Origin of the sequence: Streptomyces sp. NPDC018833, assembly GCF_044390825.1 — a bacterium.
Taxonomy (GTDB): domain Bacteria; phylum Actinomycetota; class Actinomycetes; order Streptomycetales; family Streptomycetaceae; genus Streptomyces.
The window spans coordinates 111,177-124,361 of record NZ_JBIRZM010000007.1 but is presented as its reverse complement, the minus strand read 5'-3'; the positions used below and the strand labels follow the sequence as shown (position 1 = coordinate 124,361).

The window sequence follows — 13,185 nt, the reverse complement described above, 5'->3', positions numbered from 1 at the left end:
TCTTCCCGGCGGCGGCGGCAGGCCGCGAGCTCATCACTTCCAGGGCTTTCAATGGCCCCTGCGTCAGGGTCACGCAGAGGCCACATCAATAGGAGCGCCGGGATGTGTCAGCTGGGCTTCACCAGAGGGAACAGGATGGTTTCGCGGATGTTCTTACCGGTGAAGGCCATGATCAGGCGGTCGATGCCCATGCCCATGCCGCCCGTGGGAGGCATGCCGTATTCCAGGGCACGGAGGAAGTCCTCGTCGAGTTGCATGGCTTCCGGATCGCCGCCCGCGGCTAGCAGGGACTGCTCAGTGAGGCGCCGGCGCTGCTCGATTGGGTCGACCAGTTCCGAGTAGGCAGTGCCCAGTTCGGCGCCGAAACCGATCAGGTCCCACTTCTCCGCCAGGAGCGGTTCGGAGCGGTGCTGGCGGGTAAGGGGCGAGGTCTCGACCGGGTAGTCCATGACGAAGGTGGGCTGCATGATTGTGTGCTCGACGAGCTCCTCGAACACCTCCTGGACGAGCTTGCCCTGACCCCACTTGGCGTCCCAGTCGACCCCACGGGCGTCAGCGAGCTTGCGGACGCCCTCGATCGGGGTGTGCGGGGTGATCTCCTCGCCGAGGGCGTCCGAGACCAGGCCGTAGACGGTCCTCCGCGGCCACTCGGCGAGGCCCAGGTCGTACTCGACAGTGTCGTGGACGACCACGGTCGTGCCCAGTGCCGCCATGACGGCCTGTTGGACAGACCGCTGGGTGAGGTCGGCCATGCCGTTGTAGTCGAGATAGGTGCCGTAGGTCTCGAGCATCGTGAACTCGGGGTTGTGCGTGGAGTCCGCACCCTCGTTCCGGAAGTTCCGGTTGATCTCGAAGACCTTCTCGATGCCACCGACGACGAGCCGCTTCAGGTACAGCTCAATCGCGATCCGGAGATACATCTCCATGTTGTAGGCGTTGATGTGAGTCTTGAACGGCCGGGCTGCCGCACCGCCATGGATCGGCTGAAGCATGGGCGTCTCGACCTCGAGATAGCCCTCAGAGTGCCAGAAGTCCCGGATCGCACGAACGGTGTCGCTGCGCAGGTGGGCCATCTTGCGGGCCTCATCGTTGACGATGAGGTCGAGATAGCGGTAACGGACGCGTGCCTCGGGATCAGTGAGGCCGGCGTGCTTCTCCGGCAGCGGCCGCAGGCACTTCGACGTGATCGCCCAGCTCTCCGCCATGATCGACAGCTCGCCGCGCTTGGACGAGATGACCTCGCCCGTCACACCGATGTGGTCACCGAGGTCTACGTCGGTCTTCCATGCCTTGAGCGCCTCCTCACCGACGCCCGCAAGCGAGATCATCACCTGAATCTCGGCGGTACCGTCCCGAAGAGTGGCGAAGCAGAGTTTGCCGCCGATCCGCGACAGCATGACCCGTCCCGTGATACCGACCTTCTCCCCAGTCACGGTGTCGGCTTCCAGCTCGGGGTACTTCCCCCGGACTTCGCCGATGGTGTGCGTGCGCGGGTAGGTCACCGGGTACGGTTCGATGCCGTTCTCTCGGAGGCGCGCCACCTTCTCCAGACGGACGCGCATCTGCTCCGGGGCACCCTCGTAGATCTCGTCACTCATGGCACAAGGATAGGCGGAAACGCGCTGCGGCTTCGCCGTGGTTAAGGCCTTCTGAACCGCCAAGGCCATTCTCTGGAAGCCGGGTTGGCTACCACTTCAGATGCTCGGCGCCTCCCCATTGTTCGTCGCCGTCTACGCCGCGGCATCTCCCAGCAAGCCGAAACGGCTCACCCGTGGGTCGAGTGAGCCGTCGCGAAGGATCAAGGCCAGATCTGAGCAGGTCAAGTGGCACTTCCTGCATAGCTACTCGCCAATCCCATGAGTGCAGGGACCTGTGAGGTGACTTCGTTGATTCGTTCGAGAAGGCCATCAATCTGCTCGCTGTTGTGCATGGCTGACACGGTGAGACGTATACGACACGTCTCCGGCGAGACGGCTGGCGGGGTGACGGCGACGCACCAGTACCCCTTGTCGAGCATCAGCTCCTCGAACTTCGCCGCTGCGTGTGGTGTTCCCATGTGGAGGGGGACGATGGGTCCGTCGCCGGGCGGGTGGATGCCCATACGGGCCAGGCCAGTTCGGAGCCGACGCACGTTGGCCCAGAGGGTTTCGCGTACTCCCGGCTCGCTTCGAAGGATGCGCAGGGCCGCGATGGTCGCTGCCGCCTGTTCTGCCGGCAGGCTCGAGGTGAAGCGGTAGCCCGAGCTGAAGGTGCGGAGCATTGCGATCGTCCGCTCATCGCCCAGAACTGCTCCCCCCATGCCCCCGAAGGCTTTGCTGAGGGTGGCAACTTGGAGGGGGATTCGGCCGGTGAGGCCAAAGTGGTCGGCAGTACCAGATCCGTCGGCACCGTACACGCCTGTGCCGTGAGCATCGTCCACCATGAGGACCGCTCCGTGCGCATCGCATATCTCGACGAGGCGGGGGAGATCCGCCAGGTCCCCATCCATGCTGAACACCCCCTCCGTGACGACGAGGATGGCGCGCCCTCTGTACACGGCGAGGATGTCGGCCAGGTGTTCGGCATCGTTGTGCCGGAACCGAACCCGCTCGCCAGAGGATTCTCGCGCACCCATCTGGATGCTGCGGTGACACAGCTCGTCGTAGATCACCACTGGTCGGCTGTTGGGCGACGGGGACCCGTACCAGCGGTGCGCCAGTTCACTGGCATCGAGGATGCCGTGGACGGCTGCGATGTTGGCCAGCAGTCCGGTCGCTGTGATGAGGGCTGAGGGCTGCTTCTTGAACTCGGCGAGCTCGTCTTCGAGTTGTTCGAGTAGCCCGAGGTTGCCGCCGAGACGACGGGATTCGCTGGTGGCGTGGGTGTGCTCGCGCAGTGCTTGGGAGGCCGCGGCCTTCACCTCGGGCCGGTGGTTGAGGCCGAGGTAGTTGTTCGAGCAGAAGGAGACCACCGTGCTGCCATCGTGGAGGCGTACGTGCGGTGTGGGCAGTGTCTCGCTCCGGCGCTCCGGGGGGAGAAGTCCACGGCCGGCCAGCCAGTCGTGTGCGGCATGAAGGTCGGAGAACAGCGTTGGTGTGTTCATATGGCGAGCCTCAGGCTGGAAGTCACGGTGAGCAGGGGCGCGGCGTGGAAGCCGCTTTGGTGACGGGCAGCGAGGTCAGTGGCCCAGCGAAGGAGCGCGTCGTCCTCGACAAAGAAGCTGTCCTCCGCTTGGCTTGCAAGGATTCCGCGAATGGACAGGTCTGCTAGCGCCTGTCGGCAATGAGGGGCTTCCAGCTCTGCGAATCTGCGGTAGCCGGAATGGACGCCGAAGCCACCGTTGGGGTGGTCCGTGTCGAGGATGCGGGCCATGACCTCTTCGGCATCGAAGCCCCTGCTTCTGAGGTCGGGGAGGCAAAGGGTCACGATGGTGGCCCACGCCCGCCTACGGAGTCCCGCGAGAACGTCTCTGTTGCCGGCTACGTGTCGGCTGAAGGCCAAGGCGCCCATCCAGGCCAGATACCAGGTGTCCTCGCTGCTGTTCCAGTAGGAGTCACCCAACTTCCGGGGAAGCGCGGGCTCGCCGTTGATCACGGGGATACCTCGGCCTGCTGCGGCGTCGTGTGCCTGGTCGATGGTGAAGTATTCGCCGGGGTAACGGCAGTCGAGGCGCATCCCATGCTGGTGATGCAGGTTGCGGTAAGCGTCGATGAAGCCGCTCAGGCGGTCAAAGAGAGCGTCGTCAGGCTTCGTGCCAGCGGGGAGGATGACGTTGACGTCGATGTCGCTGTCTCCGCGGACGGCGGCGCCAAAGGGCAGGCTTCCGCTGGTGAATGCCACCACCGCCTCGGGTATGTGGAATTCGACGAGCTTGCCGAGCTGCTCGTGGATGCGGTCAGCCTCGTCCAGGCCGATGATCTCGCGGGGCATCACAGGTCCCCCACCGCGTTGTTGACGAACAGCGTCTCCACGCAGGCCTGCGGAGGAAGCTGAATTGCCGCGACAGTCAGCTCAGCGATGGATTCGGGATGCATGAACTCCTTCTTCTCTTCGGGCCGCAGATGGTCGTACGAAGGCGTATCGACTGAGCCGGGCTGGACACTCGTCACCCTGATGCGGCGTGGCCGGAGCTCGTCCCGCATGCTCGCGGCGAAGCCCTCCAGCGCGTGCTTGGAGGCGCAGTACAGGGACCAGTCGGCAAAGCCCCTGCGGCCCGCGATGGAGGAGACGAATGTGACCACCGCCTTGCCGTCACGAAGCAGAGGCGTGAACGCCTGGGTGGAAAAGATCGACCCGGCCACGTTCGTGTCGAAGAGTTCGTCGTACTGGGCGCGGCTGGCGGAGGGGAGCGGCGTCGGGTAGCCAACTCCCGCGCACAGGACCAGGGCATCTACGCGTCCGGAGGAACTCGCCACAGCGTCAGCGGAGTTGTTGACGGCGTCGAGGTCGCGAACATCGACATCGTGAGTACGGCAGCCCTCGTGATCGGCGTGGACGTAGCTGCTGGCTCGCCGGGCAAGGATGTGGACCTTCCAGCCGAGGTTGAGCAGCTGGGTGCTGATCGCCTCGCCGATTCCGAGGCTTCCTCCGGTGATAACCGCGACACGCTCGGTGATCTGGATCATCACTGACCTCCGGTCAGGTCCTCTTGGATGGACTGGCACAGGTCGTCTACCGCGGCAGCGATCCGCTCCGGAGTGCTGGTGAACACATCACCGTCGCGGTTGTGGTCCGAGATGACGAGCAGGCAACGCACTTGGTGGCCGGCGAGGGCAGCCGCGGAGAACAGATGCGCACTCTCCATGTCGACGCAGTCAGCCGCACCCGTGAGCTGGTTGTGGAGAAGCGTGGAGTCGGCCAAGCATCCGACCGTTGCGGCAACCGCGCCGGGCACCAGCGGCTTGGCCGGATGGCTACGACTGTGGAACGACAAGTCCGTGGAAAGGGGCGACTGGCCGGACACTCCACCAGAGGGGTCGGCGATGAAGGCAGACACCGGATCCACGGTGGTACCGATCGGTTGGTTCCGGAGGCCACCCGCCAGGCCGACGAACGTGATCCGAGACGCTTGGGGAAGGGCGAAGACGATGTCCGTGGCCGCAGTCCCTTGAGGAACGTGTACGACGGCAGCATCCCCGAGCAGGGAAGTACGCCACCACCCGTCGCACTCCGTTCCGCCACGGGCTAAGGCAGTGTGGATACCGCGGATGGGGGTCAGGACCGCTTCAGGACCGAGCCAATCGCACCCGAGCAGCGTCATACGTGCCCGCCGCCGCCACTGCTCGTCCGGCACCTGCACCTTGCTGGAGACCAGCTCTCCCTGCGCGTTCACGACGAGATCACCGGCAAAGAAAGCATCGGAAGCGGGCAAGCTGTGGCCAACTCCCGGACCGGGCTCATCATGGCTTCCACGCCCGCGCGCAGCGCGGCGAAGGACGCTTGTTCCAAGTTCCCCAGGCGGAACCGGTCCTGGTCCAGCTTGTAGAGCCACGAGCACGTGGCCAGGTCCCCGTTCGGCGCCACGAAGAACACCGACTGTCCCGCTGGGCACCCCTCGACATCGCTGGGCTGCGGTTTCCCGAGGCTGTGATCGATCTGCATTCCGAGCTGCTCGTACTTCGCCTGGAGTTCCGAGAGCTCATCGAACAGTTCCTGCTTGCGTCCGGCAGGCAGAGCCAGCTCCGGGTGACGGGCTGCTCGCCCTGCGGGGAACACAGAGTTGATCACGAGCGCCTCGACACCCATACGAGCCATCTCGGCGCAGAACTCGGCGACGTGATCGACGTTGCCAGGATGGACGACATGGGATACCCGAACGGGAACTCCAGCAGAAAGGAGTCGCTGAACAGCATCTATGGCCCGGTCGAAGGATGCCGGCTTTAGGCGCACGAGCGCCTGAGACTCCCGGTTGTGCCCGTCCACACTCACCGTTATTCGACGCAGAGCCGTCCCGGACAGAGCGTCGGCGACTTCCTGTGTGATGAAGTAACCATTCGTGTTGGCATACACTTCGGTCACGTTCGGGTCGATGGCGGCGATAATTTCGACGAGATCGTCCCGGGCGAATGGTTCGCCTCCGGTCAGGTAGATCTCGGTGACCCCGGAAGAGGTCATCTCTCGCACTGCGGCGAGGAAGCGGGAGGTGCTGAGATCGTCCGAGCGGGAGATCTCCGGTGAAGAGTCTGACAGGCAGTGCTTGCACGACAGGTTGCAGTAGTTGGTGACCTCCCATATGACCGTGGCCCCCTCGGCAGGGGGACGGAATCGGCAACGGTCCCCAGATGTCTTAGTCATACCTCTCCCCTTTCAACTGCTTCGATCCCAAGGGCTGCATTACTGAGCACGGCTTGCTCGAACCCATCCGTTACCGGGCGCTGGCGGCGATGCCATGCCGCGCACTGGGCCGCCCAAACGGCAATAGCTCCAGCCATCCGACTGGCCAGATCCAGCCCTGTCTTCGCCTCCACCATCAGCCGCCCTTTCCTCAGAAAGTCCAGGCGCATGTGTTCCGGAAGCGTCAAGGAAGGCGTCAGGCACAGGGCCGCAATATCGTGCAACGGGTCTCCGGGGCCGTAGAACTCGTAGTCCAACAACCACGCCCTGGGCTGACCAGGATCGACAAGTACGTTGGGTGGGGTGGCGTCCCCATGGCAAGGCACTCGCAGTGGGTCCTCTATCGCCACGTGGAGTGCTCGGCTGCTGGCTGGCACGCGAGCGGCGAGGGCTGCGGCCACCTCGGCCTGCGGGCCGCTGATTTGAGGTGGTGGGTCGTCGGGCCACGGCCCGGGAAGCCCAACGGAGGCAACCACCGTCTCCATCACCACGTGCATCCACGCGGCAGGATCGCCGGCCGCTGGGTCGTCGAGCATCACGCCGGGAAGATCTTCCAAGACCAATGTCGGCGGATCCTGGTGATGTTCCAAGACTCGGGGAGCGAGTCCGTCCGGCATCTGCTGCAACGCGCGGGCTTCTCGCTCATACGGGTCTCGAGCGGCGTACCGCTTGACGTACTTCGGGATGTCGGTTGTCGAGTCTCCCACTCCCTGCACATGCCACAGTGAACGTCCCGAACGGTCGACGTGGACTGGCCTCCATCCGGCGACGCACTCTTCCTCGCTCGAAGTACCCGCCGAGTTCGTGCCCATAGGAAGCTCCTCGACTGTGCAATTGATGCAAGAAGGAAAGATCCACTGGCGCTCTAGCAGCCGCTGTCACGGCCGTGGTGGTTTAGCGCGCTGCCGCAACTTTGGTTGATCTAATGGGAGTTGGCACATCACACCCGCGATATCACCCAGGTAATGTGGCGCTCTGTGGTCGCGCATGCGGGCTTGGCGCGTCGAGGCCGGCGCCGACTGCGCAGGGCGGAGTCGAGACAGCCCGGGGCCGCAAGATCAGGCCAGTGAGTTCAAGTGGAGCCTGCAGGCCATCGAGCAGGCAGACGATCTTGTCGATGTTAGTGAGGCGGCGCGCACCCGATTCCAGCATCGACAGGAACCCTTGACTTAACCCGGTTAGCGTGACCATGTCATCTTGACGGAGGTTGCCGATCTCCCGCACCAGGGTGCACAGAGCCCCGAAGTCCCGGGCTACTAGCGCGTCCTGGACACGCCTGTCCATCCACACCTCCGGCGGTACGTGAGGTGGTTCCGGGGGTAAGAACTGGGGGACTCGAAGGCATCCACTACAGCGGGTCTCGCGGTTATAGCGACTCAGACGACAGGAACACCGAGAGCACCGACGGTCGCGCTCAGTAGTCACGCCAGCCCCGACGATGCGCTCTCTCGGCACAGTTGTCATCCCCTCGTCGCTGTCAATCAGTCGGGCTCTGAATTGAGCCAGGCAACGCTCGCCTCCGTGACGGCCGCGGGTTCAAGCCGTGGACGCTCACCACCTCGCGATCGACACTCTGTAGCCGGACGATTACCTTCGAAAGGGCGGACAAGGGGGGCACTTCTAGTGCCCTCGCTCTGTCCTCACGGTCTGCACGCGGCATGCGACACATGCGTGCGAGACTCGCCAGGAAGGGACATCTGACGGCTTCGTGGAGGGCACGACATGATCGACGATCGCCCCCGCTGGGCAGGGCGCATGGAGTCTGAGCGTGCCGCTCGCGGCTGGAGTCCTCTCGACGCTGCCCGGGCCATGCGCGCCCATTCGACCCACGAGCTGCCAGACGAACGGACGCTTGCACGATCGTGGCGCCGCTGGGAGTCCGGCGCGGTCGAGCCCCGAGATCACAAAGGGCTGATCGCGGCTGTCTTCGGCACAACCACCCACGCGTTCTTTCCCATAGACCATCGCCGGGATGGAAACGCCGAGGTGCTTGACGTTTCAGGCATGGACACCGTCGAAATCGTGGCCCGGTTGCGGGCTTCAGATGTCGATGAGGCCACCCTGGACGCGCTCCGCATCACGGTCGACAGGCTTTGCACGGAGTACGCCTACATGCCTGGCGACCAGCTGTTGGTTGAAGGCAGAGCATGGCTCAACCGAGTCGTCAGCATGCAGCACCAACGGCTCACGCTCGGACAACACCGTGATGTCCTGTCCCTCGCGGGAATGCTTACCCTGCTCGTGGGCTGCGTGGAGTACGACAGCGGGGGTGTGACCCGCACCCATGCGGAGGCCACTCGGCAAGCAGCCCTGGCTATCGGGCGCGAGGTCGGAAACGCCGGCATTCAAGGTTGGGCGCATGAGATGCGAGCGTGGTTTGCTCTCACTACCGGAGACATGCGCGGCGTAATATCCGCGGCCGACTCCGGTCTCGCTGTCGCGCCCGCTGAGTCCGTCGCCGTCCAGTTGCTGGCGCAGAAAGCCAAGGCGTGGGCCAGGCTCGGCGACAGGCGCCAGACTGAGGTCGCGCTCGACGCTGGCCGCAGTCTCCTGGAATCCATGCCCTACCCGGAGAACGTACAGAACCATTTCGTAGTTGATCCGGGAAAGTGGGATTTCTATTCCATGGACTGCTATCGCAAGGTGGGTGACAACCAGATCTCCGAGACCTTGGCGCGTGAAGTCCTGCGAGCCGGGGTGGACTTTGACGGGACCGAGCGTTCGCCAATGCGCAACGCCGAAGCCCGGATTACCCTGGGCGTCGTCGCTGCCCGGGAAGGTGATCTCGGAACTGCCCTCGCCTATGGAGAGCAGGCATTGCGGAGTGACCGGCAGTCCCTTCCTTCACTGACCATGGTCGCCAGCGACCTGGGCGCAGTTCTCACCCAGCGATACGACGACGATCCTCAAGCGCGCGATTTCGTTCAACATATGCGTTCCCTGGGTTCCCGCTGATATCGACTGAGTCCGACACCATTCTTCGCGCAGGGTTCCCCTGGGGAGAAGCAGAGACTGCTCTCTCGCCACTCATGCTCTGGGGCGCAGCGCCACAGGTTCGTCGAAGACGCCCAACGGGTGCCGCCGGCGAAGCCGCCTCGGATGACAAAGGCGCTCGGTGCGCAGCCCGTTGTGGAACCTCCGAGAGTTCCTCACCCCGCTTCTGGACCGCCATACGAGAAGTCGTACAGCGCAAAGTCAGTCACCGGGCGGTACCCGATCCGCTGGTAAAGGCCGTTGCTGGTGGGGTTAGCCAGGTCCGCGAACAGCAGGACCTCCGCCGCGCCCGCGGCCAGCGCGGCCCGGCTCACATCAACTGTGGCGGCTCCCGCATAACCACGGCGTCGTAGGTGGGCCGGGGTGTAGACCGGGGCCACCCTGATCTGGCCAGCGACCATCGGGGTCGCCCCCGCCATGGAGACAGGGGTGCCGTCCGGGGTCTGCCAGAGCCTGATTCGCCCGTGGGCGATGCGCGTGTCGGCCCAGGAACTCGCGTCCGAGGAAGCGACTCCGCCAATGGAGTCGACGAACTCGTGGTACCAGCACATGAGTTGCTCACGGTCAGGTTCGCCCGCGACTCGCCCCTGGCCGTCCGGGAGCGGCTCCGGTGACGTAAGAGCGCCGAGCCTGTACAGGCGCTGCCGCTCGTGGAGCAGCGGGGTCGCATCCACGTGTCGCTGCCAAGCCTCAGCGAAGGCTGTGGCGGTGTCGTGGTCCGCGTTGACTCCGGGGAGAAGGTAATCGAGGCCAGCCAGATGAGCGGCGAGGGCGTCGGCCTCCTCGGTGGTGAGAGGGGTGAGGACTAGGCGGCGGGGTGGGGTACGGAAGAGGGCCGCGCGGACCTCGCCTCCCCGCTCCAGCCAGCCGAGGATGGGGGCCTCGGCACCATACGCGGCCACCCCACGCTTACGCAGGGACTCGGTCACCGTCAGCGGAATGGTGTGCAGCACGGGGCGTGACTGCAGGAAGTCTCCAGCTTGGTCGAGAAAGCCGTCGAGATCTTCGGTGAGGTGCCACTGCCCCGGACGCATACCTCACGATCACTCGCGCTGTCGACGTGCGCTCGCGGGATTCCGCTAGTCAGGTGACAGGGCCGAGCAGCCCGCGCCGGAGGCCCTCCCAGGAACTCCGGAGGCTGTCGGCGGCGGGCGACACAGCGAAGATGACGACCATCGGGGGCTTTCCCGCCAGCACCTCGTTCCACGCCGGCCGAGCCAGCGATGGGAAATCGTTCAGGACGTAACTGACGTGATCGCGTCTATCAGCTGCTGTACGTCTTCCAGATTCTCGAGAACGACATCGGCTCCCGCTTTCTCGAGGTCCCGAGCGGAGGTCTTGCCTGAGGACACACCAACGACCGAAGCGCTGCCCTCCAGGCCGGTGCGCACGTCCTCAAGGGAATCCCCGATGATCACCGTGTTGGCGCGGGTGAAGACCGTGCCGTGCTTGACTTGAGCGCGCTTCTGCGCGATGCCGGCGAGGGTGGGGCGGTGGTCATCGTCTGACGCGTACCCCCCGATCTCAGTATCGAGGTAGGTGTCGAGCTTGAAGGCTGCGAGCTTCAGAACGGCGTTTGGCTTGAGATTTCCGGTAACGACCGTAGCCACCCAGTTCTCGTAGTCGTGTACTGCTTTCAGCGCGGCAACGGCTCCCGGCATGAGGACGCCATGGAGCCGGAGGTCTTCGGTGTGGGCTGCGAGCCGTTTGGGCAACATCTGCACCATGCGCGGCAGCAGCTCTGGGACCGTCGCCTCCGGTACGCCGTTGTCCAGGAGCAGGGAGCGGATGGCGAGGGGCATGGTCACGCCGGTGCCGCGCGCCGGCAGACGCTCGGCGGGGCGGCCTACGACTTCGGCAAACGTCTCGCGGTACACCTGGCGGTCGATGTCGCCGACGTAGAGCAGCGTGCGGTCGATGTCCCACAGGACGAGGGTCGGCTGGGCGCGGGTCACGTTCAATTCCTTGCTCCCGTCGCAGCGGCGGCACGGTCCACTAGGGCGGGGCGGCGCCACACCTGCCCGGATACGGCAGGGATTGCTTGACTCAGGCCGCGCGAGCGAAGGCAGGCCGAGCACCTTGTTCCCGAGTTGTATTGGCTCAGTTGGCAGCCGCACTGTTCACAGCGTCGCGGCGACTGCGCAAGCACCTCTTCCTCCCCGATGAGCACGGCCCTGTTGGCTCAACTGCCCCTTGTGAACTCGTAATCACTCCAGTGATATCACCTGGGGAATGTGTGCACTGGGCGTTTTCCCGTCACTCTGGAACTCCCGCAATGCGTGGCGTCGACGAATCGTTCGGGAACGGATCATTCGGGCGCACGCCTGTCCCTGGCGCTGCGGATGCGCAGTTGTCCCTGAACTCGTCTACCGGAGTCCAAGGTGTCCTCGGTCTTACACGTACGGCTCACACAATCTCGGCCGGGCCGCTCGTGGGAGACGGCGTGGCGGCCTCTCTCGCGTTGCGGCACGATCTCCTCCGCAGGGGTGTGCTGTGGCCGTTAGCATCTCCGCCGTCGCGCTGCTGGCCATCATCGCCTTCCTGCTCATCAAGAAGGGCGGACTCAACGCCGGGCACGCCGTCGTCTGTATCCTTCTGGGCTTTTACCTGGCCAGCTCCTCGGTCGCGCCCACGATCTCTGGAGCCACTTCGCGCGTGATCGAAATGATCGGCGGAATCAAGTTCTAACGGAGAGTACAACCGACAGTGCGGCAAGTCGTCGTTTTCTTCTGACTTGACCGCTCAGTCGCTCTACACAGTCGCTCGTTCCCTACGTCGGGTTTCCGCTGCGGCGGAACGCATTCCGGAGGCTACAAGGTGCTAATGGACGCCGCCATGGAGCGCGGCGAGCAAATATCCCAGCCGTCTGAAGCGACGGTGGTGGGATAGCCATGAGACGCGTACCGGCGTTCGACCGGCATCCGGCTCGTGATGACTTCCCGCTACGGACGGTTTTGCAAGACGCTGCGATGGGCCGATGGGAAGGCGCCCGGGAGCTGCTGGCCGCGACCGGTACAGACTGGGACCGGCGCATCTTCCGCCTCCAGGTCCTCGCCCGCGCCGGAGTACGGCTGACGTTCGGCGATACGTGGGCGCAGGCCGAACCGCGGTCCCCGCACGCCTTGGCCCTCCTTGCCACCGTCCAAGCCTTGCGGTCGATGGCCGGCCCGCGGGGTGGGGGCAACAACGCGGCGATGGGGCGTGCGTGGGAAATGTGCGACGCCGCCTGCGAGGCCCTGCCGGCTGATCCGACACCGTACGTCGTCATGCTCGCTCTCCTCCGCTACCACTCCCCGAGCGGTGACCGCCAATGGCGGGCGACGGTGCAGACGGTGTGGAAGCAGGTGCAGGAGCGCGACCCGTGGAACAGAGAGGCGCACCACGAGCTCCTTACCTACATGTTCCCCTCCTGGCATGGCGTGGGGGGCGAAGTGTTCCACTGGGCACAGGAGCGATGCGCGCACATCCCCCGGGGGCTGCCGCTCCACACTCTCCCTTTGGTCGCTCTCGCCGAGTCCCACCGTGTACGGATGGAGAGGGAGGGTCACCGGTACGGGCTGACGGTTCATCCGTGGACGGACAACCCGTCGACGCGGCAGACATGGGAGAACTGGTGGACGTACCGGGCCCCCGGCAGCCCTCACGCCGCATTCCATGAGGACGCCAACTACCTCGCCCATGCCCTGTCCTTCGCGAATCAGCACAGGGAAGCCGCGGAGGTATTTGACGCTATCGGCCCGTACGCCACCGACGTTCCCTGGAGCTACTGCGGGGACGCTCCGACGCTGTTCGCCCGCCATCGCACCTGGGCGGTTAAGGCGTCCGCACCGTAACGCCTTTCGCAGGTAGTGACCTCAACGCACCCTGCGCATCTACCAG

Annotated in this window: 12 protein-coding genes; 3 read left to right on the top strand and 9 right to left on the bottom strand. The window is 64.8% G+C overall.

Annotation, left to right across the window (positions count from 1 at the left end):
- Nucleotides 1-107 precede the first annotated feature (107 nt).
- The 7 genes from lysX to ACH5AF_RS16685 form a co-directional block, all read right to left on the bottom strand.
- Nucleotides 108-1,598 carry a bifunctional lysylphosphatidylglycerol synthetase/lysine--tRNA ligase LysX gene (lysX, locus tag ACH5AF_RS16715; protein WP_398902400.1) on the bottom strand — a complete coding sequence of 497 codons (1,491 nt, stop codon included), beginning with the start codon at nucleotides 1,596-1,598 and terminating at the stop codon, nucleotides 108-110.
- A gap of 221 nt (nucleotides 1,599-1,819) precedes the next feature.
- Entirely contained in the window at nucleotides 1,820-3,082 is a 1,263-nt protein-coding gene (locus ACH5AF_RS16710) for an aminotransferase class I/II-fold pyridoxal phosphate-dependent enzyme (RefSeq protein WP_398902399.1), read from the bottom strand.
- Entirely contained in the window at nucleotides 3,079-3,909 is an 831-nt protein-coding gene (locus ACH5AF_RS16705; RefSeq protein ID WP_398902398.1) for a hypothetical protein, read from the bottom strand. Before ACH5AF_RS16705 ends, ACH5AF_RS16710 begins: the two co-directional genes overlap by 4 nt.
- Nucleotides 3,909-4,604, bottom strand: a complete 696-nt coding sequence (locus ACH5AF_RS16700; RefSeq protein WP_398902397.1) for an SDR family oxidoreductase — start codon at nucleotides 4,602-4,604, stop codon at nucleotides 3,909-3,911. Before ACH5AF_RS16700 ends, ACH5AF_RS16705 begins: the two co-directional genes overlap by 1 nt.
- Nucleotides 4,604-5,350, bottom strand: coding sequence for a hypothetical protein (locus tag ACH5AF_RS16695; RefSeq protein WP_398902396.1), 747 nt, complete (start codon nucleotides 5,348-5,350; stop codon nucleotides 4,604-4,606). The genes ACH5AF_RS16700 and ACH5AF_RS16695 overlap by 1 nt, the downstream gene beginning before the upstream one ends.
- Nucleotides 5,308-6,273, bottom strand: a complete 966-nt coding sequence (locus ACH5AF_RS16690) for a radical SAM/SPASM domain-containing protein (protein ID WP_398902395.1) — start codon at nucleotides 6,271-6,273, stop codon at nucleotides 5,308-5,310. The genes ACH5AF_RS16695 and ACH5AF_RS16690 overlap by 43 nt, the downstream gene beginning before the upstream one ends.
- A complete protein-coding gene (locus ACH5AF_RS16685; protein WP_398902394.1) occupies nucleotides 6,270-7,124 on the bottom strand; it encodes a phosphotransferase family protein in 855 nt (284 codons plus the stop codon). The genes ACH5AF_RS16690 and ACH5AF_RS16685 overlap by 4 nt, the downstream gene beginning before the upstream one ends.
- A gap of 910 nt (nucleotides 7,125-8,034) precedes the next feature.
- Between ACH5AF_RS16685 and ACH5AF_RS16680 the strand changes: the two genes are divergently transcribed.
- Nucleotides 8,035-9,267 carry an XRE family transcriptional regulator gene (locus tag ACH5AF_RS16680; RefSeq protein WP_398902393.1) on the top strand — a complete coding sequence of 411 codons (1,233 nt, stop codon included), beginning with the start codon at nucleotides 8,035-8,037 and terminating at the stop codon, nucleotides 9,265-9,267.
- Nucleotides 9,268-9,461: 194 nt separating this feature from the next.
- Here ACH5AF_RS16680 and ACH5AF_RS16675 read toward each other — a convergent pair whose 3' ends face one another.
- Both ACH5AF_RS16675 and ACH5AF_RS16670 read right to left on the bottom strand, forming a co-directional pair.
- Nucleotides 9,462-10,340, bottom strand: a complete 879-nt coding sequence (locus tag ACH5AF_RS16675) for a GNAT family N-acetyltransferase (RefSeq protein ID WP_398902392.1) — start codon at nucleotides 10,338-10,340, stop codon at nucleotides 9,462-9,464.
- Nucleotides 10,341-10,541: 201 nt separating this feature from the next.
- On the bottom strand, nucleotides 10,542-11,261 hold the full coding sequence (locus ACH5AF_RS16670) for an HAD family hydrolase (protein WP_398902391.1): 720 nt from the start codon (nucleotides 11,259-11,261) through the stop codon (nucleotides 10,542-10,544).
- Between the two features lie 538 nt (nucleotides 11,262-11,799).
- Between ACH5AF_RS16670 and ACH5AF_RS16665 the strand changes: the two genes are divergently transcribed.
- Complete coding sequence (locus ACH5AF_RS16665; protein ID WP_398902390.1) at nucleotides 11,800-11,994, top strand: hypothetical protein; 195 nt, start codon at nucleotides 11,800-11,802, stop codon at nucleotides 11,992-11,994.
- A 281-nt stretch (nucleotides 11,995-12,275) separates the two neighbouring features.
- Nucleotides 12,276-13,139, top strand: a complete 864-nt coding sequence (locus tag ACH5AF_RS16660; protein WP_398902389.1) for a hypothetical protein — start codon at nucleotides 12,276-12,278, stop codon at nucleotides 13,137-13,139.
- Nucleotides 13,140-13,185 lie beyond the last annotated feature (46 nt).

What these genes read in the sequence shown, in the direction of transcription:
- ACH5AF_RS16700 (WP_398902397.1), bottom strand. Translation starts at nt 4,604, where the DNA reads ATGATCCAGATCACCGAGCGTGTCGCGGTTATCACCGGAGGAAGCCTC.
- ACH5AF_RS16680 (WP_398902393.1), top strand. Translation starts at nt 8,035, where the DNA reads ATGATCGACGATCGCCCCCGCTGGGCAGGGCGCATGGAGTCTGAGCGT.
- ACH5AF_RS16675 (WP_398902392.1), bottom strand. Translation starts at nt 10,340, where the DNA reads ATGCGTCCGGGGCAGTGGCACCTCACCGAAGATCTCGACGGCTTTCTC.
- lysX (WP_398902400.1), bottom strand. Translation starts at nt 1,598, where the DNA reads ATGAGTGACGAGATCTACGAGGGTGCCCCGGAGCAGATGCGCGTCCGT.
- ACH5AF_RS16690 (WP_398902395.1), bottom strand. Translation starts at nt 6,273, where the DNA reads ATGACTAAGACATCTGGGGACCGTTGCCGATTCCGTCCCCCTGCCGAG.
- ACH5AF_RS16705 (WP_398902398.1), bottom strand. Translation starts at nt 3,909, where the DNA reads ATGCCCCGCGAGATCATCGGCCTGGACGAGGCTGACCGCATCCACGAG.
- ACH5AF_RS16660 (WP_398902389.1), top strand. Translation starts at nt 12,276, where the DNA reads ATGGGCCGATGGGAAGGCGCCCGGGAGCTGCTGGCCGCGACCGGTACA.
- ACH5AF_RS16685 (WP_398902394.1), bottom strand. Translation starts at nt 7,124, where the DNA reads ATGGGCACGAACTCGGCGGGTACTTCGAGCGAGGAAGAGTGCGTCGCC.
- ACH5AF_RS16710 (WP_398902399.1), bottom strand. Translation starts at nt 3,082, where the DNA reads ATGAACACACCAACGCTGTTCTCCGACCTTCATGCCGCACACGACTGG.